The organism is Nodularia harveyana UHCC-0300, assembly GCF_034931085.1.
In the GTDB taxonomy this organism is placed as follows: Bacteria; Cyanobacteriota; Cyanobacteriia; order Cyanobacteriales; family Nostocaceae; genus Nodularia; species Nodularia harveyana.
This window is the reverse complement of sequence record NZ_JAYGHG010000034.1, coordinates 25,723-47,396: the sequence shown is the minus strand read 5'-3', so window position 1 is coordinate 47,396 and position 21,674 is coordinate 25,723. Positions and strand designations below refer to the sequence as shown.

Sequence of the window (21,674 nt, the reverse complement as noted above, 5' to 3'; positions counted from 1 at the left end):
CAGTTATCAGTTATCAATTACCAACTAACTGTTCACTGATTCAATCCTGAATATACTCTTGACCAGTGACCAAAGCCACTTCAGCCCTGAGAAATTCGCGCCCCAAATAAGCCGCATGATCTAACTGAGTGAGTGGACAAGGCTGAGTATCTTCAAAAATTTTGACACAAAGTTCCTTAGCCGTCCTTCCACTAAAAACCGTTGTATGAGTTCTTTCCACTTTTCCCTTAGCAGGAATTACCTTCCCGGTTTCTGGATCGACGGCTAAACCTTGATCATCAATTACATTTGTGAAATGCTTGGCATAAATTAACCCCGCAGATCGATCTAAATAGATAATGAAATATCCGCCGGAGTCAAGGTCAATATAACGTTGAGAAAGTTTATTATCAATTCCCGCCAAATCTTCGAGTATTAAATCCATAAATATGCTCAAAATCAAACTTATCTGTACAGGTTTTGTACACCCATATTAAGTGTAATTCCTATCTTGCATTGATCTGATTTAAATTGGCAAGCGATTAATATCTTTATTATGGCCAATCACTACCATTGCTGTACCCCGTTCTAGACGCTTAGTAGCTTCGGGATTAATTTTAAATTTACCATCCTGACTCACAGCCAGTAAATTCAAGCCATAACGGTTACGCAGTTGCAGTTCAGAAATAGTACGTCCGTGAAATTCATCAGGTACAATCATCTCGACAATACTGTTATCTGGGTCGAGATCAAATCGGTCTAAAATAGATGGTTGGGTAAGCGATCGCGCTAAGGCTGAACCAGCTTCATATTCCGGAAAAACTACGTGATCTGCACCTACTCGTTTCAACAGCTTACGGTGAACTTCACTAGAAGCTTTCGCCACTACATGAGGTACACCACCCTCTTTGACATTCAAAGTAGTAATAATGCTTTCTTGAATATAGTTACCAATGGCGATGATTACCGTATCAAATTCAAAGATTCCTGCTTCTTTAAGTGCGGCTGGTTCAGTAGAGTCTAGTTGTAAAGCATGACCAACCATCTCTTCATGTAATGCTTCTGATACCAGCTTTTCATCCACATCTGTTGCTAGTACTTGGTAACCCAATTTATGCAATGTTGAACATACCGATCTACCAAAACGACCTAACCCAATTACCGCAAATTGGTGGTTATCTCGACGCAAACTGCGAAAAAAGCCTATCGATGACAGATTCACATTTGTTATCCTTATTTTCACTGCCTGGAATCAGGGGAAAAACTATTAAACTAGAATTTGTTAAAAGTTTTAGTTTTTGCCTATTCACTGATATTTTATCAGTTCATGCTACTGACATTGATGGATTAATTAGTGATTAATGAACAACCCATAACCTAATTTAGCTCATCAGCTATCCCACAAGTAAATTTTCTTCAGGATAGTGAATTCTACTAGGGAGGGGGTCTCCTAGTATAGCCGCCATCAGGAGTAAAACACCGACCCGTCCCACATACATGGTGACAATTAAAATCAGTTTTGCTGGTATAGAAATACTACTAGTTATCCCCGTAGAAAGACCTACAGTAGCAAAGGCCGATACAACTTCAAACAGCAGTTGAATAAAAGTGAATGTGGGATCTGTGAGGGAAATTAAAATTGTCGAGAAAAGTACCACAGCCACGGAAGCAACTACAACACCAACAGCTTTTAAAATTAAAGATATTGCTATTTTCCGTTCATATAATAAAACGTCTTCCTTTCCTTGTAAAATTGATTTAGTACAACTGGTGAGAACTCTCAATGTTGTAGTTTTTATCCCTCCTCCTGTCCCACTGGGGCTAGCACCAACAAACATAAAGGCAATGGTAATAAATAAACCAGCCGTAGTCATTTGACTGATATCAATGGTATTAAATCCAGCAGTTCTAGTTGTAACTGATTGAAACCAAGCGGCTAGAAACTGAGTAGGTAAATTAAGTAAGCCAAAGGTTTTGGGGTTTTTGATCTCTATGATCAAAAATGCGATTGTCCCGGAGAATAACAGGAGTAAAGTGGTGCTACAAGCGACTTTAAAATCTAAAGAGAATATCGGGTTTGTGGTTTTTCTTAGCAAGCGATCGCGGAACCACAAATAAACTTCTAAGATTACCTGATAACCAATACCACCAAAAATCACCAACATGGTAATAGTGAAAACCACTAACCAAGAAGACTGATATCCCATTAAACTATCTGAGAATAAACTAAACCCGGCATTATTCCAAGCCGAAATGCTATGAAAAATTGCCAGCCAAAGTCCTTGACCCCAGCCAAAATCAGGAACAAATGCCGGGAGAAGTAACAAAATGCCTGTAATTTCAAAAATCATCGTTGTGGCAATAATTGACCGGATAACTTGAGAACTACCACTCATTCCCCGTCGGTCTAAAGTTTGCTGAATGGCGATTTTTTGCCGCAGGTTAAATTTCCGCCCCACTAGCATAATCAGAAAGGTGGTAGTTGTCATGTACCCCAAGCCGCCAATTTGAGCTAACAGCAGAATACACAACTGACCCCAAAAAGAAAAATCCGTCCCAGTATCAACTACTGCTAACCCTGTGACGCAAACGGCAGAAGTGGAGGTAAATAGCGCCACAATTGGGTCATTCCAAGTACCACTGCTACTAGAGAAAGGCATCATCAGCAGGAGAGTCCCCACGGTGATTACAGCTAAAAACCCCAAGCAAACTGTGCGAGAAACGGTCATATCAAAATAAATACTTACAAATTCTTCTAGGGAACAGCCCTAGAAGCAAAACACTCTTATTCAATTAAAAACACACATGGTAGCCTACCAGTATGTTTATTTAAATTCGGCATTGTTTTAACACTGCTTTCGTCATGAGTGAAACTCTTTACCAACAAATACAGCAATTTTATGATGCTTCCTCTGGTCTGTGGGAACAGATTTGGGGGGAACATATGCACCACGGTTATTACGGCGCAGATGGTACGCAAAAAAAAGAGCGCCGCCGGGCGCAAATTGATTTAATCGAAGAAGTGCTGAAATGGGGAGAGGTGGAAACAGCAGAAAATATTCTGGACGTAGGTTGTGGTATTGGTGGTAGTTCTCTTTATTTAGCCGCCAGGTTAAATGCCAAGGCTACGGGGATTACTTTGAGTCCTGTACAAGCGGCTAGAGCCACCGAACGCGCCCAAGATGCTGGTTTGAGTGCTAGAACTCAGTTTCAAGTCGCAGATGCCCAAGCAATGCCTTTTCCTGACGATTCTTTTGATTTGGTCTGGTCTTTGGAAAGTGGTGAACATATGCCAGATAAAACTAAGTTTTTGCAAGAGTGCTATCGAGTTTTGAAGCCTGGTGGGAAGCTGATGGTGGTGACTTGGTGTCATCGTCCTACGGATATAGCCCCATTAACGGCAGATGAACAAAAGCATTTACAGGATATTTATCGGGTCTATTGTTTACCCTACGTGATTTCGTTACCGGAATATGAGGCGATCGCTCGTCAACTTCCTTTACACAATCTTCGCACTGCTGATTGGTCTACGGCTGTCGCTCCTTTTTGGGATTTTGTGATTGATTCGGCTTTCACTCCCCAGGCGCTTTTTGGGTTACTCACTTCTGGTTGGGAAACTATTCAAGGTGCATTATCTCTGGGATTAATGAGTGATGGTTATAAGCGTGGGTTAATTCGCTTTGCTTTGTTGTCCGGAAGTAAATAAGGGGACGGGGATTTTTAAGGAATAAAATATCTGGATAAACGAACCACAGAGACGCAGAGAACACAGAGAAATGAGGAATAGAGAGGTTTTTTGTGTTGGGTTTTTGGATGTTTTTTTATTTGGAAGTCCCCATTTACTATTCAATACTTGTTGATGAACCTCTCCCCTCAGCCCCTCTCCTGCAAGGAAAGGGGAGATAGTTCCTCCCGATACCCAATCCTTTATCTAGAATTTTTTATGAGTGAAATTTCTGGTCGGTCTTCTAATTTTCAAGGTAATTGGCTTTATGCTTTTTGGAAGTTTTCTCGCCCGCATACGATTATTGGCACGAGTTTGAGTGTCTGGGGCTTGTATTTAATTGCTGTTGGTGTGACATCAACTGGTTTTTCTGCTGTGCAACTTGTCTCTGTAATGGGTGCTTGGATTGCTTGTTTATGTGGCAATGTTTACATTGTGGGGTTGAATCAATTAGAGGATGTGGAAATTGACAAGGTTAATAAACCTCATTTACCTCTAGCATCAGGGGAATTTTCGCAGCAGCAAGGCCAGTTAATTGTCATTACGATGGGGGTTTTGGCGCTGGTGGTGGCTGGGCTAACTGGCCCTTTTTTGTTGGGGATGGTGGCTTTGAGTTTAGCTATTGGTACGGCTTATTCTTTACCACCAATTCGCTTGAAGCAATTTCCATTTTGGGCGGCGCTGTGTATTTTTTCGGTGCGGGGAACTATTGTGAATTTGGGGCTATTTTTGCACTTTAATTGGGCATTAGGAAAAATTGCCGCTATTCCGCCGGCCGTTTGGGTACTGACGATTTTTATTTTGGTGTTTACCTTTGCGATCGCCATCTTCAAAGATATCCCGGATATGGAAGGCGATCGCCTTTACAATATCACTACCTTTACTATCCAACTCGGACCCGAAGCTGTATTTAATTTGGCGCTGTGGGTGTTAACAGTTTGCTATTTAGGAATAGTTGTAATTGGTGTGCTGCGGTTTGCTGGTATTAACCCGGTATTTTCAGTGGTTAGTCATCTCGTAATCTTGGCGGGGATGTGGATGCGAAGTTTATCAGTAGACTTGGAAGATAAAAGTGCGATCGCCCAATTCTACCAATTTATTTGGAAACTCTTTTACCTCGAATATATTATGTTCCCCATTGCCTGTCTTTTACCATAAAACCATGTTGGAAAACTTTCAAAACACGGATATTTTCGCCATAATTCCTGTGGCGATCGCCATCACCATTCTTGCTTATTTCTCTTGGAAAACTTTGAATACCTCCAACTCCTTTCAAAAAGGGGTAAAACTTTATGAACAAAAAGACTATCAAGGTGCAGAAGCCGCATTTCGCCAAGTGATTGCTAACAACTCCACTAATGATGTCGTTCGCTTGTTATTAGGAGATATTTTAAAAGCACAGGGTAATCCCAAAGACGCAATAGAACTATATCAGGAAGTGATTCGTAGCAGTCCGAAAAATCCTGATGCTTACCTGCGTTTAGCTGACTTTTTTATGGAAGAAAATCAGCCAGAACCAGCCAAAACTAATCTAGAACAAGCAATAGCATTGTTGCAAAAACAGCGACAACCTGAAAGAGCGAAAAAAGTCCGTCATTTGTTAGATAAAATCACCGCTAAAACTGGTAATAACATTTAATTAGGACTTACGCAAAAACTCTCTCAAACCCTCTTGACTTCGTGTTCTTTGTGTCCTTTGTGGTTCGTTTTTTCATAATTTCGCGTAAGTCCTGTTAATAAATCTAGGATTTATTCAGGAAATAAAAAATCCCCTCTTCTGAATTAGGAGAGGGTGGGGGTGAGGCTTAATCTGTGACAAAATATGTAATAATTAAGCCCATTGCGCTCCGCGCAGAGCCGAAGAAAATCGCATACACTAGTTAGCTATCAATTGTGCAAGATACCGAATCTATCAACGACCTGGCTGCGGCGTTACAACAACCAGCCGACCTCAGCTTTGAACTACCAGATCCAGAAGATGAAGAGATTTTAGACTCAGACTTTCAACAACAGCTGGATGTAGCATGGCAGGTATGCGATCGCTTTGACCTGCAAACCGAAATCTGGCGGGGGCGCATCTTACGGGCTATCCGCGACCGAGAGAAAAAAGGTGGCGACGGACGAGGTACGGGATTTCTCAAATGGCTCAAAGAACGAGAAATTAGTAAAAGTCAAGCTTACGCCTGGATTCAACTAGCTAATAGTGCTGATACTCTCCTGGACGAAGGAAGACTAGACCCAGCATCAGTGAATAACTTTAGCAAACGGGCATTTATCGAAACCTCCAAAGCCGTCCCAGAAGTGCAACAGATGGTGAGTGAAGCCGCGCAAAAAGGCGACCAGATCACTAGAAGAGAGGTCCGCCAACTCACCGACGAATGGACAGCCATGTCCTCGGAGTTACTTCCGGAATCGGTGAAGGTAAAAGCCGCCGATAACTCCCTTCCCTCGCGCTACATTGCCCCTCTGGTGAAGGAAATGGAAAAACTACCAGAATCACATCAGAAGATGATTCACACCGAAATTGATGCCAATCCCGACGTTGATACTCTTAAACAAGCAACTTCAGAAGCGCGTCACCTAGCGAAATATCTCAAATCTGCCGCCCAAGTCCAAGCACTGACACAGGCAGATATTGACATCGAAACAGCCTTAGAAGAAGCCCAAAGAATCGGCTGTTTGAGTATAGCCGCCGATTTAGTCAATCAAGCCTCACAGATAGAACAAACCATTGCCAAGTTATACATGACTTGGAAACGCATTGGTAACTTAGCAGACCGCTTATATGTCGATACTGGTGCAAGTACACCCAATTTGCGATCGCTCCTAACTTGCATCGAACCCCTGGGTGGTGAAATCATGGAATTACAATTGAGTGGCGGTACTGAACACACAATCCGTTTGCAAATTCAGGAAACGAATTAGTCATTAGTCATCGCCGACAAAGAATGTAGAGATGTTCCATGAAACGTCTCTACAAGGGATAAGTTGATTAATGTTGGGTTTCGTTCCTCAACCGAACCTACGAAGAATTGCGATCGCACTTGAAGATATAACTGGCTATAATTTTTTCTCTAATATTCCTACAGATATTCAACAAGCAATTGAAAATCGTAATGTTACAGATATTAGAACAAAAATAAATATTATCGAACCTGCTCCCTTAATAGCTGCAACGGAGTCAGAACTATTACCATTTACAGTAGGGACCTTCTTGGATAGTACCATCGGGCATAGTAGTATGCCAAATAACATTAAACCAGCGACAAAGAGCATACTCACCGGCAGTAGAATCTCGAAAGTCAGCGTGAGTCAAATCACCGCGTTCAAAGCCAGGGACTTTAGCACGGATGAAACTAGCACCAATCGCTTTCATGTGGCTCAAATCAGCCCCAGTCAAATCGGCCTCATTCAAAGTAGCACTACTCAAATTGGCGGAGAACAAATTGGCATCTCTCAAAATCGTTTTTACCAAACCAGCCTCGCCCAAATAAGCACCGAACAAATCGGCTCCAGTCAAATCAGCCCCACTCAGATCGACTGTTTCAAGATTAGCTCCCCGCAGGTTAATACCCCGCAAGTCAGCACCTTCGAGTCCAGTAATCTGACCATCAACCCCGTCTATTTCGCCCATTTCGCCGACAATTCGCAAAATTTCGACACCAGCAAAGTTACGCTCCCCAGCGTTGTACCGAGCCAACAATTCATCAGTAGTAATTTTCCAAACCATAAATTAACCTCCAATTTCTTTTCTAATCTCAATTAGAATGCAACTAATCTCTGGCGAAGCCAATCGCTTGCTATGCAAAAGTTCGAGAATTGGGAAATTGCAAATGTTTTCGGAGAGTGACAGAAGAGGGTGATTCCTCCCTCCTCTGTGACCAAACTCAATTCTTAATCCCTGTTGCGGCTATACCGCGTATAAACTGACGTTGACCGATGAGGAACACTACCATCACCGGCACAGTCGCTATAGTTACCGCAGCCATCATTAGAGGCCAATTATTCGTGAATTGTTCTTGAAATTCTGCTAAAGCCAATTGCACCGTTCTTAATTCCGGTCTGGTGGTAAATACCAAAGGCTTAAATAAATCGTTCCATTCCGCAATGAAGGTAAACAAAAATAGCGTCACCAAGGCGGGACGGGCTAAAGGTAACATCACTCGCCACAAAATTTGCAGTCGGTTCGCGCCGTCGATGGTTGCTGCTTCTTCTAACTCTACGGGAATTGTCTGGAAATATTGACGTAACAAGAAAATTCCAAAGCCATTGACAGCTGTGGGTAAAATCAGCGCCCCGTAAGTATTTATCAGGTGTCCCCACTTTAAAACTAGGAAGATGGGAATTACCAATAATTGAAAGGGAATCACTAAAGTAGCTAATACAACCAGTAACAGCGCTTGTTTACCGCGAAACTTCAATCTGGCCAGGGCGTAACCGGCTAATGCAGAAGTGACCATCTGAAAAGCCGTCACAGCGATCGCCACTAAGGTAGAATTAGCAAACGCCAGTAAAAATTTACCCCGCTCCCAAGCATCACGGTAATTAGCTAAAGACCAGTTCGTTTTGGCTGAAACTTCTAAACTAGCTCCTGGAGGCGCAAAAGAGGTGAGAAAGACCACAAGCAACGGTAATAGGACAATAAATGCCCCAAATAGCAGGACTCCTAACCTGAAAAGATTGGTAGATTTGAGATTCCAGTTTGTTTTGGACATGAGTTGAGTGTTAAAGCATTTGTGTTCTCTGACTAGAGCATCGCCCCCAGCAAAGGCTAATCTATAACATAGTGACTTGTTAAGTTAAATTAAACCATAGTGATCATTACCCTAGATAAATAGGGAAAATCAAATTTTTGTATCAAATGATTCCAGTTTACCGGAGTAAACACACCATGCAACAACTCGCCACCGAATTAAAAATTGATTTCCAGAGTGAAGAATACAAAGATGCTTACAGTCGCATTAATGCCATTGTCATTGAAGGCGAACAGGAAGCTCATGACAATTACATCACTTTGGGGGGAATGCTCCCAGACCTAAAAGATGAACTGATTCGTTTATCCAAAATGGAAAGTCGCCATAAAAAAGGTTTTGAAGCCTGTGGGCGGAATCTTTCTGTAGAACCAGATATGGAATTTGCTCAGAAGTTTTTCTCTGGACTACACGAAAACTTCCAAAAAGCGGCGGCTGAAGGTCAAGTGGTAACTTGTTTGTTGATTCAATCTTTAATTATTGAGTGTTTTGCGATCGCCGCATACAACATCTACATTCCCGTTGCCGATGATTTTGCCCGTAAAATCACAGAGGGAGTCGTAAAAGATGAGTATAGTCACCTCAACTTTGGAGAAGTTTGGTTGAAAGAAAATTTTGCTGAATCCAAAGCAGAATTAGAAGCAGCCAATCGCCAAAACCTACCCATTGTTTGGAAAATGCTCAACCAAGTCGCAGATGATGCCCTGGTCTTAGCAATGGAAAAAGAAGCTTTGGTAGAAGACTTCATGATTCAATACGGTGAAGCTTTAAGTAACATTGGTTTTACTACCAGAGACATCATGCGGATGTCAGCCTACGGACTCATAGCCGCTTAAATTAAGTGCAACATCCTTGCTCCTAATTCATCTGAAGCTGTGTTTACTCTTTCTGAGAGTTGTATCCATTTGAAGCCATAATCCGACAGATACCAACAGGGAAACCAGGATAGGTCGGATTTTCTTAATTACGAATTACGAATTACGAATTACGAATTACGAATTTGTATTTAATTTTTGCCCACTTATTCAACGCTTTCGACAAAGCACACGCCTAATACATCAATACATGTTTGGTCTAATTGGACATTTGACTAGTTTAGAACACGCACAAGCGGTAGCCAAAGAATTAGGTTATCCAGAATATGCCGATCAAGGGCTAGATTTTTGGTGCAGCGCCCCGCCCCAAATTGTCGATGAAATTACAGTTACCAGCGTAACTGGACAGACAATTGAAGGACGGTATGTAGAATCTTGTTTTTTGCCGGAAATGCTCGCTAATCGCCGCATCAAAGCCGCAACACGCAAAATTCTCAATGCAATGGCTCATGCTCAAAAGCATGGCATCAATATCACTGCTTTGGGAGGATTTTCCTCAATTATTTTTGAGAATTTTAAATTGGAGCAGTTTAGCCAAGTCCGCAATATCAAACTAGAGTTTGAACGCTTCACCACAGGGAATACTCACACTGCTTACATTATTTGTCAGCAGGTGGAACAAGCTTCGCAACAAATAGGACTTGATTTGTCGAAAGCGACTGTTGCTATATGTGGCGCAACTGGAGACATTGGTAGTGCTGTTACACGCTGGCTAGATACCAGAACAGATGTCAAAGAACTTTTGCTCATCGCCCGCAACCACGAACGTCTCCAAGAGTTACAAGCAGAACTGGGGCGGGGAAAAATTATGGCTTTGGATGAAGCACTACCCCAGGCTGATATTGTCGTTTGGGTAGCCAGTATGCCCAAAGGCTTGGAAATTGATTTCACAGTCTTAAAGCGCCCTTGTTTGCTCATTGATGGCGGCTATCCGAAAAACTTAGCTACTAAAATTCAGTATCCTGGTGTTCATGTGCTAAATGGTGGGATTGTCGAACATTCTCTAGATATTGACTGGAAAATTATGAAAATAGTCAATATGGATGTGCCGGCACGTCAGTTATTCGCTTGTTTCGCCGAATCGATGCTACTGGAATTTGAGAAGTTATACACGAACTTTTCTTGGGGGCGGAATCAGATTACCGTAGAAAAAATGGAGCAGATTGGTCAAGCATCAATAAAACACGGTTTTAGACCCCTGCTAGTTGAGTCTTTAGTCGTTAATTAGTGATTTACCGATAAATCACAGGCCATAGTTCATGCCCTACATCCCCACTTTAAAATAACTCCACACTCTTAACTTGTACGATGGCAACTACCGAGCGTAAACCACTACTGTTAGATTTTGAAAAGCCACTAGCAGAACTGGCAAACCGAATTGATCAGATTCGGCAACTTGCAGAAGAAAATGGCGTTGATGTTTCTGGTGAAATTCGCAAACTAGAAACACGGGCTATGCAATTACGAGAGGAAATTTTTAGTAATTTGTCACCGTCTCAGCGTCTGCAAGTAGCTCGTCATCCTCGTCGCCCTAGTACTCTTGATTACATTCAGGCTATTAGTGATGAATGGATGGAGTTGCATGGCGATCGCTGCGGTGGTGACGATCCAGCTTTAGTTGGTGGTGTAGGTCGTTTGGGCGGACAACCAGTGGTGATGTTAGGTCATCAAAAAGGCCGCGATACTAAAGATAATGTCGCCCGGAACTTCGGTATGGCTTCCCCTGGTGGTTACCGGAAAGCCCTGCGCTTAATGGAACACGCCAACAAGTTTGGAATGCCGATTTTAACTTTTATCGACACCCCAGGCGCTTGGGCAGGTATCGAAGCCGAACATCAAGGACAAGGGGAAGCGATCGCCTACAATTTACGGGAAATGTTTTGCTTTGATGTGCCAATTATCTGCACAGTCATCGGCGAAGGTGGTTCTGGTGGTGCTTTAGGTATTGGCGTAGGCGATCGCCTAATGATGTTTGAACACGCCGTTTATACCGTTGCTACCCCCGAAGCCTGTGCCGCCATTCTCTGGAAAGATGCCAGCAAATCACCCCAAGCAGCTGTCGCCCTCAAAATCGTTTCCCATGACCTGAAAAACTTAGGCATCATCGACGAAATATTAACAGAACCCACTGGTGGCGCTCATTCCGACCCACTGGAAGCCGCCAAAACTCTCAAGCAGAGCTTATTAGACAACTTAGATCAACTCAACCGCTTAACATCTCCAGAACGGCGACAACTCCGCTACGAAAAATTCCGCAAAATTGGTGTTTTTACCGAACTAGCTCACTGATAACCCTAGATAATCACACCTTTGCTGATCAGCAATGTTATAATACCTATGGCTAAGTAAAGATTTTTAACAATCTAAACAGCCATAGGTTTTTGTATTTTAAGCAAATCAAATTGATTTGATCAGTGATTTGCCTGTTATTCAGTAATCAAATTTAAATCTATGACATAATTTCCCAGTTAAACATTCGTTATCCTGACTGGGAAAACACCTGACGGGAAAAAATACCCACGCTGACCACAAAAATTACTAGTTAGTTATCAACCAGAAATCAACGGAAATTTAGGTTAGTTAAATTTAACACTCCGCCAGATTTGGATAATTAGCTGCTGAAAAAAGCTTTCGGAACTACCAAAAAATTGGAAAAAAGCATGAGTTTTGAGAAACGACGCGCCCTAATTACTGGGGCTAGTAGTGGAATTGGTAAAGCAACAGCCTTAGAATTTGCCAAGGCGGGAATTGATGTTGCCTTAGTCAGCCGTTCTTTAGATAAATTAGAAACAGTAGCAGCAGCAGCTAGACACACAGGAGTAGTCGCCAAAGCTTACGCGGTTGATCTTGCTAATATATCCGAAGTTAAAGCAAAAATCCAGGCGATCGCCCTTGACTTTGGGGACATAGATATTTTGGTAAACAATGCTGGCATAGCATACACAAGCAACTTAAGTGATATCCCCTTAGAAGATTGGCAGCAAGTAATCAACTTAAACCTCACCAGCGTATTTCAGTGTATCATCGGCATCTTACCCGGAATGCGCGATCGCCACACAGGAACAATTATTAATGTAGCCTCAATTGCCGCCAAGCAAGCCTTTCCCGGTTGGGGAGCATACAACGTCAGCAAAGCAGGTGTCATGGCACTTTCCCAAACCCTGGCACAAGAAGAACGCGCCCACGGCATTCGAGTCACTGCCATTTGTCCTGGTGCTGTGAATACCGAACTGTGGGACACCGAAACCGTACAGGCCGATCTTGACCGCACCAAAATGTTAACCCCAGAAATTGTTGCCCAGTCAATTCTGCACACCGCATTACTACCACAAAAAGCCGTCATTGACGAATTGATTTTAATGCCCAGTGCTGGCGCTCTTTAACTCTAGAGTGTCTCTACGCAAGCCAGTTGCGTGAAATTAAGATTCTCAATCAGCAACTTTAATAATTCCCATCATTACCAAGTAATCACATCATGACTACTGTAAATTCCAACGGTTCCAACAGCGCCAAATCTCCTCTCAACCCAGATTTAGTAGAATCCATCAGATCCAAACCAGACCGCAACACCCATAACGGACGACAAGCGGATTTCCACCCACCCACAGAGGCAGAAATGGAATCAATGATGGATGGCGTAAGAGCGATAATAGTAGGAGTTGGAGAAGACCCCGAAAGAGAAGGACTGCTGAAAACACCCAAACGTGTAGCAAAGGCCATGCAGTTTCTCACCAGTGGCTACAACCAATCCTTAGAAGAACTCCTGAATGATGCCATCTTTGATGAAGGACATAACGAGATGGTCTTAGTCCGAGATATTAACTTCTTTAGCCTCTGCGAACACCATATGTTGCCCTTTATGGGTAAAGCACACGTTGCTTATATCCCCAACCAAAAAGTTGTTGGTTTAAGTAAACTTGCTCGCATTGTCGAGATGTATTCTCGCCGCCTACAAGTCCAAGAAAGATTAACCCGTCAAATAGCCGAAGCAATTCAGACCATACTCGAACCTCAAGGTGTCGCAGTAGTAATGGAAGCCACCCATATGTGCATGGCAATGCGGGGTGTGCAGAAGCCCGGTTCTTGGACTGTCACCAGCGCAATGGTGGGTGTATTTGAAGAAGAACAAAAAACGCGGGAAGAGTTCTTTAACTTGATTCGTCACCAACCTTCATTCTTTTAGGGACAGGACTTACGCAAAATTATGAGAAAACGAACCACAAAGGACACGTAAAGCCTTCGGCATAGCTTCGCTTACCGCGTAGCGTCTCCCCTTGGGAGAAGTAAAGAGGGTTTGAGAGAGTTTTTGCGTAAGTCCGAAGGGATTGGGGATTGGGAATTGGGAATTACTCTAAACTCAGGGCTTTCCATTTCCCTAACTTCTCAAATAGCAGAGCTACTTTATTTAAATCTTTATCTCCTGGTTGAATTTCTACACCACTAGATAAATCTATCCCGTCGGGTTTGACTTGATTTAAAGCAGTGACTACATTATCTGGCGTTAGTCCCCCAGCTAATAACCAAGGACAACTGGGTTGAAACTGCTCTAATATCTGCCAGTCTAGAGTTTGTCCAGTACCCCCCAACTGTTGGGGATGATAGGCATCAAGTAGTAGTGTATCTATATATTTGGTGTAATCAGAGACTTGAGCCAGATGTTCAATACTGCGAACTCTCAAAGCCTTAATAATTTGGATATTTGGGAGACTTTCACGTAAAAGTGAGCAAAATTCTGGTGATTCGTCTCCGTGTAACTGAACACAAGTCAACCCAGTATCCCTGACTATCTGGCTAATTTCGGGAATGCTGCTGTGAGCAAAAACTCCAACTTTGTCAATATTTTCCGGTAATTGCGCTACTATCTCCCGAATTTCCTCCGAGGTAACATAGCGCGGTGAGGCGGGTACACATATAAATCCTAGTGCAGTTGCGCCCAGATTGGCGATCGCAACAGCTTGTTCTGCTTGAATAAGGCCGCAAATTTTCACCCGCATATAAATTTCAGATATTGGTAACGGAAAAAAATATCAAAGTTTAAGTAAAACTGTTGGGTTGTTTACTCTGGAACTTTATAATTTTGGAGGACTACATTAATTTTGTCATCTAGGAGATACCAACTTGATTTTATCAACCTTACTCGCCGCCGCATCAGTTCCCGTTACACCCGAATGGACTCCTACAGTCGGAATTATTATTAGCGTTAGCAGCTTGGTCGTTCTGTTACTTAGTCTCACCATTAAGTATCCTCTAGTAGGCCCCAAGTTTCCTATTTTACCAATCAGTGTTCCCACCTTCATCGGGGCTATGGCTTTCGGTCATGTGATCGGTATTGGTATTGTGTTAGGGCTGACTAATATCGGTCGTCTGTAAGACTAGATTGGGGACTGGGAAGAGGCAGAGGGGCAGGGGGCAGGGTGCAGAGGAGAATAAATTGGAATAGAACAAAATTCTGCTTATTTTCTCCCCGCTCCCATTCTCCCCTGCTTTTTACTCCCCAGCAATTGAATTGAGCATGGTTAGAAGAAGAGGATTCCCATACCTTTTCCAGCACTCACTGTTCAGTAATCCCAGCGTTGGTTCGTTCCTGGCGGCTATGAGTGCTGGCCATCGGATTCAGTGTAGTTTTGGGATTGACTAATCTCGGTGTTATTTGACGGCGGAAATCCTCACCCTCAGTTCTTAGTTCTGGGGGTCGGAATATGTCAACCTAGAAGTTAGAGCATCTGATTCTATTTTTAATTTGAGATTTACCATTGCAAGTTTTATTGATAACAAACGCACATTTTAAAGATTAATCTCTGCAAATATCTAGTTTTAGGATAATCGAATGGAAACAAATTGGCGCATCGGGTCTTTATTAGGCATTCCTCTATTTTTAGACCCACTATGGTTTGTAATTTTAGGGCTAGCTACCCTGAATTTTGGTTTAGCTTACCAGGAATGGGGTGCTGCTATCGGTTGGAGTGCGGGGATGGTCATGGCACTGCTGCTGTTTGGTTCGGTGTTGTTACACGAGTTAGGTCACAGTTTGGCGGCGCGATCGCAAGGTATTAAGGTAAACTCAATTACTCTATTTATGTTTGGCGGTGTTGCGTCTATCGAAGAAGAGTCAAAAACTCCAGGAAAAGCCTTTCAAGTGGCGATCGCCGGACCTCTAGTTAGTATTGCTCTATTTTTGCTCTTGACCCTAGCTACTAATATTACACCGACATCTAGCCCCCTCTCCGCAATGGTGACAGATTTGGCGAGAATTAATTTAGTAGTCGCCCTATTTAACTTGATTCCCGGCTTACCTCTAGATGGCGGACAAGTTTTAAAAGCTGCACTGTGGAAAATCACAGGGAACCGCTTTCAGGCTGTACATTGGGCTGCTAAGTCTGGACAAATTTTAGGTTATGCTGCGATCGCATCAGGATTAGCTGTAGACTTCTTTACCAGAGAGTTAATTACTGGTTTGTGGATTGCCTTAATCGGTTGGTTTACTGTGCGTAATGCTAACAGCTATGATCGGTTAACCACATTACAAGAAACCCTACTCAAAATCACCGCCAGCGAGACTATGACTCGTGATTTTCGCGTAGTGGATGCTGACCAAACTTTACGAAGTTTTGCCGACTCCTACTTATTAGACATCAACGCCCCAAGTGTCTACTTTGCTGTTTCCGATGGACGTTACCGGGGTATGGTAGCCATTGATGATTTACGCTTAGTAGAAAGAAGTGAATGGGACAACCGGACTCTGCAAAGTATTGTGCATCCTTTAACCGAAATTCCCAGTGTACCGGAATCCACTTGTTTAGCTGAGGTGATCAATAAGCTAGAAAATGAGCAATTACCTCGAATTACTGTGCTTTCCCCTGCGGGTACAGTAGCTGGTGTTATCGACCGGGGGGATATTGTCCGGGAATTAGCCCAAAAGTTAAATTTACCCATTACCGATGAGGCAATTAAGCGGATTAAAGAAGATGGTAGCTATCCGCCAGGGTTACAATTGGGGGCTATTGCAAAATCAGCGACAAATTAAACTAGTCTTCTCATCTTTATTTAGGTTGTCAACTTTCCCCGGTGAAAAACTTACTGAAAGTTTGCGGTAAGTTGGTAATTTCTTCTATGAGATCATCGGGACTAAAGCCAAACATATTAAGAATTACGAGAATTACAAAAATTGCGATCGCACTACTAATAAATGTCTTTAATACTTTCAACGCAGCTTTGAAGATAATAAAGGCGACAATTAAAGCAGCAACGAGAATAATGAGATTGGTGGGCATAAAATAAGTAAGTCTGGATAAATCTAAGTTTATTAGGTCTGGATAGCAGCAATTGCGATCGCCACATCCTCACAAGTTCCCCCTACAGCTAAAATTGTCCGTACAATCAAATCTAGAGAAACTGAAGGATCTCCCGCTTCCATCTTAGCTACGCGCGATTGACTAGAATTAATTCTCTTAGCCAAATTCGCCTGAGAAAGCTGGTTTTTTAACCGTAGTTCCTTCAAATATCTACTTAAAGATAGCTTCATTTCAATAAAAGCTACTTCTTCCGGTAAAAGTTCTAGAAAGTCAGCCGCATCTCCAACTCGCCAACCAGCTGCTTCCAAACGTTGACGCTTTGCTATATCCATATATGTTCTTCAATAAATTAACTCTCCTGAGAAATTTATTGTGTTAATGTCAAATCTGACATATAAATACTGTAGCAGCAATATGATGGCGCACAAACATAAAACCCAAGTTGCGTGACGCTGATTCAGACTATTGTGAGAATTTCATCCCATTCAGACTGGGAGAGGGGTTTTACTTCTATCTGCATCGCAAAACAATCACAAGCTGCGCTAATTAAAGTAGTAATTATCTGATCTAAACTCAAATTGGGCGACAGTTGTATACTGCTGGAAGTTTCTACGCCAAAGACTTGAGTAAATAATTCGACATCTAGCTGTAAACGGATGGAACCATGTTGCAAAATCACCTCACCCTTTCGCAGTTGGGCGCTACCAATGAATTTATTTCCATCTGGTAAGATTAAATCTGCACTGGTGGCTGTCCCGAAACAGTTAGGGTTGTGGATATAGCCCCGCCCAGCTGTACCGTAGCGCAATTCTACGCCCAGCGATCGCCATCCTTGAATTAAAAACTCACAAATTTTTTCACATATCTGGAAACGTCTCCCAGGTATACCAGAAGTAATCACAGCATAGGTTAAATCACCTTGATGTAATACCGCCCTCCCGCCAGTGGGACGAGTCACCAAATCTAGTTTCTCTCCCCGCCAAATCAAATCTCTCCAAAATTCCGGGTATTGGCGTTGGTGATAGCCAAGAGAAATTGCAGGTGGCGACCAAGTATAAAATCGCAGAGTCGGAGGGTGGTTCCCAGATTTGTGCTGTTCTAACAACCATCTATCAATGGCCATCTGCACATCACCAGAAGCTTCTAATAAAGGAATTAGTCGCCAAACCTGCTTACTATCAAAATTGTCAATTGGGTTCAACACTAATATTTAGAAGGGTACAAGCAATACAGTTTAACTCGCACCATACTGAGATTGTAAAATTTCATCGTTATCATCAGCAATGTTAGCCACAATGGTAATTAGTCGTGAAACTTCGGCTGGTGACAAATCTTCTAGGGTGCGAGTCGAGATTACTACTACCCGATTTTCAATAATACCAAAGCGCGCTTCTAAGGTGCTAGAGCAGTTCATTTCCAAAATATGACGCATCAAATTGAGTTCATCTTTGGCGGGTAACTTTAGCACCGATGACCAAACTGTGATAGTGTCCTCATCGCTAGTTCCAGTGAGTCGGATAAAAACTTCCACACTCCCGTAGTTAAATTTCCACAGATAACCATCCTCTGCACTGTGGCTGACCATAGCGCTATCATCTTGTTCTAGAGTCCCGATGACATTTTGAATCACATCCACATGGTTAATACTCACCGTATTCCCGTTGACTTCATTGCTTGCTAGGTTTTCTTGGTAATTTGTCATACAGATTTTTTCCCAATTTAGTCAAAGTTTTATCTACACATACTTTATCGCCTGTAGGCAAGGTTAGTTGTAGAAGCTGCCCAGAATATCTTAATTCAGGCGATCGCAGTCATACAATTTTAGATTTTAGATTTTGGATTTTGGATTGATTTCACAGATAAATCTGAAGGCTTATACAACTCAGGAAGTATTAGTTATAAATATTACATTTTATTTAGACAAAAAATACCTGTAAAATATCTCTTACTACACCTCCAATATTTCAGGATGTTTGATAATATGTCCTCTTTATCTCCCACTGTCCAAACTCGTGATGTCCGTCAATTAGGCATAAACCCCAATCATTGGTATGTAGTTGCACGGAGTAGTGAAGTAAGCAATCAGCCGATAAATGTGGTATTATGGGGACAGGCGATCGCACTTTATCGAGATAGTACAGGTAAAATTCACGCCCTAGAAGACCGTTGTCCCCATCGCCAAGTTAAACTTAGTCACGGACAGGTAATTGGTAACGAATTAGAATGTGCATATCACGGTTGGCGCTTCAATTCCACCGGAGAGTGTGCGGCTGTTCCCTACCTAGCAGAAAATCAGAAATTACCCAATTGTCAGCTTCGCCATTACCCAGTCACAGAAAAAGACGGATTTATCTGGTTATTTCCCGGAAAAGATCAACCATCGGTCGAACCTTTAGGCTTACCAGAATGGGAACATCTCAATTATATTGCCACAGTTTCAGTTATTAATACTCAAGCCCATTATTCATATTTAATTGAAAACTTAATGGATATGTATCATGGACATTTACATGAAGATTTACAAGCCTGGGCAGAAGCATCACTACAAGACATTGACGAAGATAATCATCGTGTAGATGCCCATTATATCGCCCAAAGTTATTACAAAATAGACAAAATTTGGTCAATCTCTCAATTATTTTTTCCCGCATTGCGGCGACTACATCCTGAACCATTAGATGTAAGTTATGTTTATCCCCATTGGGTTTCCACCTTGGGCAAAGATTTTAAAATTTATTGTTTATTGTGTCCCATTAGTGAAACCGAAACCAAAGCATATTTAATCCATTTTACATCATTAAATGCCTTTTGGCGCTTACATAAATTACCTGTATGGTTTCGCCGATTTATTAAAGATAGTTTATTTGGTGCAGCCCAAAAATTACTTGATGGTTTGGTAGTTCAAGATGTGAAGATGATAGAAGAAGAACAGCAAGCCTATTTACAGAATCCCCACAGGCGCAACTTTGAGTTAAATCGAGCCTTAGTCAGTGTACAACGTTTGATGCGGAGTCAAGTGGAACACGGGTAATTCCTGATGAAATTATGGAAGCAAAACCAAGGGAGATTCGGCGTTACATTACAGCTAACGGCAAAATTCCTTTCTCAGAATGGCTGGATGGGCTGCGAGATAGGAGAGCTAAAGCTAAAATTAAGGAGAGGCTAAAACGAGTTACTCTTGGCAATCTGGGGGATTATAAGTCAGTAGGAGAGGGTGTTTTTGAACTCAGGATTAATTATAGTTCTGGCTACCGAGTCTACTTTGGACAAATAGGTACAACAATTGTGCTTCTGCTGTTGGGTGGAGATAAAAGCAGTCAAGAAAAAGATATTTGTCAAGCACAGGAGTATTGGGCAGATTATGAAGAAAGTGAAAATGCCAACCAGTGATAGCTACCAGGACTATCTAATTGAATCACTTCAAGACCCTGAAGAGGCGGCTGCTTATATTGAGGCAATATTAGAAGCGGAAAATCCTGAGACTGAACTGTTAACCTCAGCCTTAAAAGATGTCATTGATGCACAATTGAAGATGAACAATCTTTCTGCACAAGCAAAACTAAAGTGGGAACAACTTAATCAGATGCTGTTAAAAAGTGGTGGGGCTGAAATATACAGTTTGGTGGGGTTATTGGATACTTTGGGATTTAAACTAGAGGTCAGGGAAAAATCATTATAGCCATTCTGATTCAAGTGAGTTACAAGCAGTAATAATTAAACGCAGGTGGACGCACGCAGATAAACGCGGATAGTTTTGTGCTTTCTTTTTCCTACCTTTGCGCCTAACGCACTTCGTGCTTCGCTACGCTAATGCGCCTTTGCGTGAAACTAATTCATCACCCTTCTGTCTCAGACAAGGCAAAATAAGGATAGTAAGAGTGCCAAACCTCCATGAGTTATTGCCTAAATTCCCATTGTTCCCAGCCAGAAAACCCCGATAATGTCAAGTTTTGCTTGAATTGTGGTTCCAAATTACTGCTGAAAGACCGCTATCGCGCCATTAAACCTATCGGACAAGGTGGTTTTGGTAAAACCTTTTTGGCGGTGGATGAGGATAAACCTTCTAAACCGCCCTGCGTCATTAAGCAATTTTACCCCCAAGCCCAAGGTACTAATACTTTGCAGAAGGCTGTGGAGTTATTTACTCAAGAGGCGGTACAGTTGGATGATTTGGGACAACATCCCCAAATTCCCGCACTTCTGGCGTATTTTACCCAAGATGACCGACAGTATCTGGTACAGGAATTTATTGATGGGCAAAATTTAGCTGATGAGTTGGCGCAAAATGGGGCTTTTAGTGAGGCGCAGATATGGCGATTACTTAAAGATTTATTGCCAGTGTTACAATTCTGCCATTCTAGAGGTGTGATTCACCGGGATATTAAGCCGGAAAATATTTTGCGGGATTCCCATGCTAAATTAGTCTTGGTGGATTTTGGCGCTTCTAAATCTGCGACGGGTACGGCTTTAAATAGAACAGGTACAAGTATTGGTACTCCGGAATATGTCGCCCCAGAACAAATCAGAGGTAGGGCGATTTTTGCCAGTGATATCTACAGTTTAGGTGCTACTTGTATTCATCTTTTAACTGCGCGATCGCCTTTTGATTCTTATGATATTAATAATGATAGTTGGATTTGGCAACAAAATCTACAAACTCCCCTCAGTCCCCAGTTAAATCGCATCCTGGAAAAGATGCTAGTCAGTATTCCTGTTCGCCGTTATCAAACAGCAGATGTAGTCCTCAAAGATTTAAATCAATCTCCCTCTGTCGCTATACCAGCAACCATAGCTAAACCAAAGTCACCACCACAGTCTGTACAGAAATCTCCTAGTCAAATTGAGTTGGAGTTGGAAGAAGTGAAAACTCAAATTTTGGGTGGTGGTAAACCTCAGCCAAGTCCAGCACAACCACCAAAACCAATTTCTCCCCCTGCGAAGAACAACGCTATGGATAAGGAATTGGAGGAGTTAAAGGCTAAGTATCTGGGGAATAATAATGGTTAGAGGATTTTTTTTCTCACGCAAAGGCGCAAAGTCGCAAAGGAGGAGT

25 protein-coding genes are annotated in these 21,674 nt (G+C 42.3%); 15 read left to right on the top strand and 10 right to left on the bottom strand.

Features of this window, described 5'->3' with window-relative positions; all coding sequences use genetic code 11:
- Window positions 1-40: 40 nt before the first annotated feature.
- The 3 genes from VB620_RS17450 to VB620_RS17440 all read right to left on the bottom strand — a co-directional run bounded on the left by VB620_RS17450 (window position 41) and on the right by VB620_RS17440 (window position 2,708).
- Window positions 41-424, bottom strand: a complete 384-nt coding sequence (locus VB620_RS17450) for a DUF4346 domain-containing protein (RefSeq protein ID WP_323197417.1) — start codon at window positions 422-424, stop codon at window positions 41-43.
- A gap of 81 nt (window positions 425-505) precedes the next feature.
- On the bottom strand, window positions 506-1,201 hold the full coding sequence (locus VB620_RS17445; RefSeq protein ID WP_323197416.1) for a potassium channel family protein: 696 nt from the start codon (window positions 1,199-1,201) through the stop codon (window positions 506-508).
- A gap of 172 nt (window positions 1,202-1,373) precedes the next feature.
- Entirely contained in the window at window positions 1,374-2,708 is a 1,335-nt protein-coding gene (locus tag VB620_RS17440; RefSeq protein WP_323197415.1) for a TrkH family potassium uptake protein, read from the bottom strand.
- 134 nt (window positions 2,709-2,842) lie between these two features.
- Here VB620_RS17440 and VB620_RS17435 point away from each other — a divergent pair, with 134 nt between their 5' ends.
- The 4 genes from VB620_RS17435 (at window position 2,843) to VB620_RS17420 (ending at window position 6,628) form a co-directional block, all read left to right on the top strand.
- Window positions 2,843-3,685 (top strand): methyltransferase domain-containing protein, encoded by an 843-nt coding sequence (locus tag VB620_RS17435; protein WP_323197414.1) that lies wholly within the window; start codon window positions 2,843-2,845, stop codon window positions 3,683-3,685.
- A 237-nt stretch (window positions 3,686-3,922) separates the two neighbouring features.
- On the top strand, window positions 3,923-4,861 hold the full coding sequence (locus VB620_RS17430) for a homogentisate phytyltransferase (protein ID WP_323197413.1): 939 nt from the start codon (window positions 3,923-3,925) through the stop codon (window positions 4,859-4,861).
- A gap of 4 nt (window positions 4,862-4,865) precedes the next feature.
- Window positions 4,866-5,342 carry a tetratricopeptide repeat protein gene (locus VB620_RS17425; protein WP_323197412.1) on the top strand — a complete coding sequence of 159 codons (477 nt, stop codon included), beginning with the start codon at window positions 4,866-4,868 and terminating at the stop codon, window positions 5,340-5,342.
- A gap of 254 nt (window positions 5,343-5,596) precedes the next feature.
- Window positions 5,597-6,628 carry a hypothetical protein gene (locus VB620_RS17420; RefSeq protein ID WP_323197411.1) on the top strand — a complete coding sequence of 344 codons (1,032 nt, stop codon included), beginning with the start codon at window positions 5,597-5,599 and terminating at the stop codon, window positions 6,626-6,628.
- Between the two features lie 265 nt (window positions 6,629-6,893).
- On the opposite strand, the gene VB620_RS17415 is transcribed toward VB620_RS17420, so the two are convergent.
- Window positions 6,894-7,433, bottom strand: a complete 540-nt coding sequence (locus tag VB620_RS17415) for a pentapeptide repeat-containing protein (RefSeq protein ID WP_323197410.1) — start codon at window positions 7,431-7,433, stop codon at window positions 6,894-6,896.
- 157 nt (window positions 7,434-7,590) lie between these two features.
- The gene (locus VB620_RS17410) at window positions 7,591-8,418 is read right to left on the bottom strand and encodes a carbohydrate ABC transporter permease (protein ID WP_323197409.1); all 828 of its coding nucleotides are present in this window, start codon (window positions 8,416-8,418) and stop codon (window positions 7,591-7,593) included.
- Window positions 8,419-8,594: 176 nt separating this feature from the next.
- Between VB620_RS17410 and VB620_RS17405 the strand changes: the two genes are divergently transcribed.
- The 5 genes from VB620_RS17405 to folE all read left to right on the top strand — a co-directional run bounded on the left by VB620_RS17405 (window position 8,595) and on the right by folE (window position 13,512).
- Window positions 8,595-9,290: an aldehyde oxygenase (deformylating) gene (locus VB620_RS17405; protein WP_323197427.1), complete on the top strand. Its 696-nt coding sequence runs from the start codon at window positions 8,595-8,597 to the stop codon at window positions 9,288-9,290.
- 229 nt (window positions 9,291-9,519) lie between these two features.
- Window positions 9,520-10,557 (top strand): long-chain acyl-[acyl-carrier-protein] reductase, encoded by a 1,038-nt coding sequence (locus tag VB620_RS17400; protein ID WP_323197408.1) that lies wholly within the window; start codon window positions 9,520-9,522, stop codon window positions 10,555-10,557.
- 80 nt (window positions 10,558-10,637) lie between these two features.
- Window positions 10,638-11,618 carry an acetyl-CoA carboxylase carboxyltransferase subunit alpha gene (locus tag VB620_RS17395; RefSeq protein ID WP_323197407.1) on the top strand — a complete coding sequence of 327 codons (981 nt, stop codon included), beginning with the start codon at window positions 10,638-10,640 and terminating at the stop codon, window positions 11,616-11,618.
- Between the two features lie 371 nt (window positions 11,619-11,989).
- Window positions 11,990-12,712 (top strand): SDR family oxidoreductase, encoded by a 723-nt coding sequence (locus tag VB620_RS17390; RefSeq protein WP_323197406.1) that lies wholly within the window; start codon window positions 11,990-11,992, stop codon window positions 12,710-12,712.
- A 92-nt stretch (window positions 12,713-12,804) separates the two neighbouring features.
- Window positions 12,805-13,512, top strand: a complete 708-nt coding sequence (gene folE, locus VB620_RS17385) for a GTP cyclohydrolase I FolE (RefSeq protein ID WP_323197405.1) — start codon at window positions 12,805-12,807, stop codon at window positions 13,510-13,512.
- 163 nt (window positions 13,513-13,675) lie between these two features.
- Here the strand turns inward: folE and VB620_RS17380 are convergent, their stop codons facing one another.
- Window positions 13,676-14,323 carry a phosphoribosylanthranilate isomerase gene (locus tag VB620_RS17380; RefSeq protein ID WP_323197404.1) on the bottom strand — a complete coding sequence of 216 codons (648 nt, stop codon included), beginning with the start codon at window positions 14,321-14,323 and terminating at the stop codon, window positions 13,676-13,678.
- Window positions 14,324-14,447: 124 nt separating this feature from the next.
- Here VB620_RS17380 and psaK point away from each other — a divergent pair, with 124 nt between their 5' ends.
- Entirely contained in the window at window positions 14,448-14,699 is a 252-nt protein-coding gene (psaK, locus tag VB620_RS17375; protein WP_323197403.1) for a photosystem I reaction center subunit PsaK, read from the top strand.
- A 457-nt stretch (window positions 14,700-15,156) separates the two neighbouring features.
- A complete protein-coding gene (locus tag VB620_RS17370; protein ID WP_323197402.1) occupies window positions 15,157-16,353 on the top strand; it encodes a site-2 protease family protein in 1,197 nt (398 codons plus the stop codon).
- A 28-nt stretch (window positions 16,354-16,381) separates the two neighbouring features.
- Here VB620_RS17370 and VB620_RS17365 read toward each other — a convergent pair whose 3' ends face one another.
- The 4 genes from VB620_RS17365 to VB620_RS17350 form a co-directional block, all read right to left on the bottom strand.
- Complete coding sequence (locus VB620_RS17365; RefSeq protein ID WP_323197401.1) at window positions 16,382-16,600, bottom strand: hypothetical protein; 219 nt, start codon at window positions 16,598-16,600, stop codon at window positions 16,382-16,384.
- Between the two features lie 32 nt (window positions 16,601-16,632).
- A complete protein-coding gene (locus VB620_RS17360; protein ID WP_323197400.1) occupies window positions 16,633-16,953 on the bottom strand; it encodes a helix-turn-helix transcriptional regulator in 321 nt (106 codons plus the stop codon).
- A 125-nt stretch (window positions 16,954-17,078) separates the two neighbouring features.
- Complete coding sequence (locus tag VB620_RS17355; RefSeq protein ID WP_323197399.1) at window positions 17,079-17,825, bottom strand: lipoate--protein ligase family protein; 747 nt, start codon at window positions 17,823-17,825, stop codon at window positions 17,079-17,081.
- 30 nt (window positions 17,826-17,855) lie between these two features.
- Window positions 17,856-18,323, bottom strand: coding sequence for a YbjN domain-containing protein (locus tag VB620_RS17350; RefSeq protein ID WP_323197398.1), 468 nt, complete (start codon window positions 18,321-18,323; stop codon window positions 17,856-17,858).
- A gap of 279 nt (window positions 18,324-18,602) precedes the next feature.
- On the opposite strand from VB620_RS17350, the gene VB620_RS17345 reads away from it, so the two are divergent.
- The 4 genes from VB620_RS17345 to VB620_RS17330 all read left to right on the top strand — a co-directional run bounded on the left by VB620_RS17345 (window position 18,603) and on the right by VB620_RS17330 (window position 21,628).
- Window positions 18,603-19,652 carry an aromatic ring-hydroxylating dioxygenase subunit alpha gene (locus VB620_RS17345; protein WP_323197397.1) on the top strand — a complete coding sequence of 350 codons (1,050 nt, stop codon included), beginning with the start codon at window positions 18,603-18,605 and terminating at the stop codon, window positions 19,650-19,652.
- A 14-nt stretch (window positions 19,653-19,666) separates the two neighbouring features.
- Complete coding sequence (locus VB620_RS17340; protein WP_323197396.1) at window positions 19,667-20,011, top strand: type II toxin-antitoxin system RelE/ParE family toxin; 345 nt, start codon at window positions 19,667-19,669, stop codon at window positions 20,009-20,011.
- Complete coding sequence (locus VB620_RS17335; RefSeq protein ID WP_323197395.1) at window positions 19,998-20,300, top strand: helix-turn-helix domain-containing transcriptional regulator; 303 nt, start codon at window positions 19,998-20,000, stop codon at window positions 20,298-20,300. Before VB620_RS17340 ends, VB620_RS17335 begins: the two co-directional genes overlap by 14 nt.
- Window positions 20,301-20,512: 212 nt before the next feature.
- Window positions 20,513-21,628 carry a serine/threonine-protein kinase gene (locus VB620_RS17330; protein WP_323197394.1) on the top strand — a complete coding sequence of 372 codons (1,116 nt, stop codon included), beginning with the start codon at window positions 20,513-20,515 and terminating at the stop codon, window positions 21,626-21,628.
- Window positions 21,629-21,674: the final 46 nt, after the last annotated feature.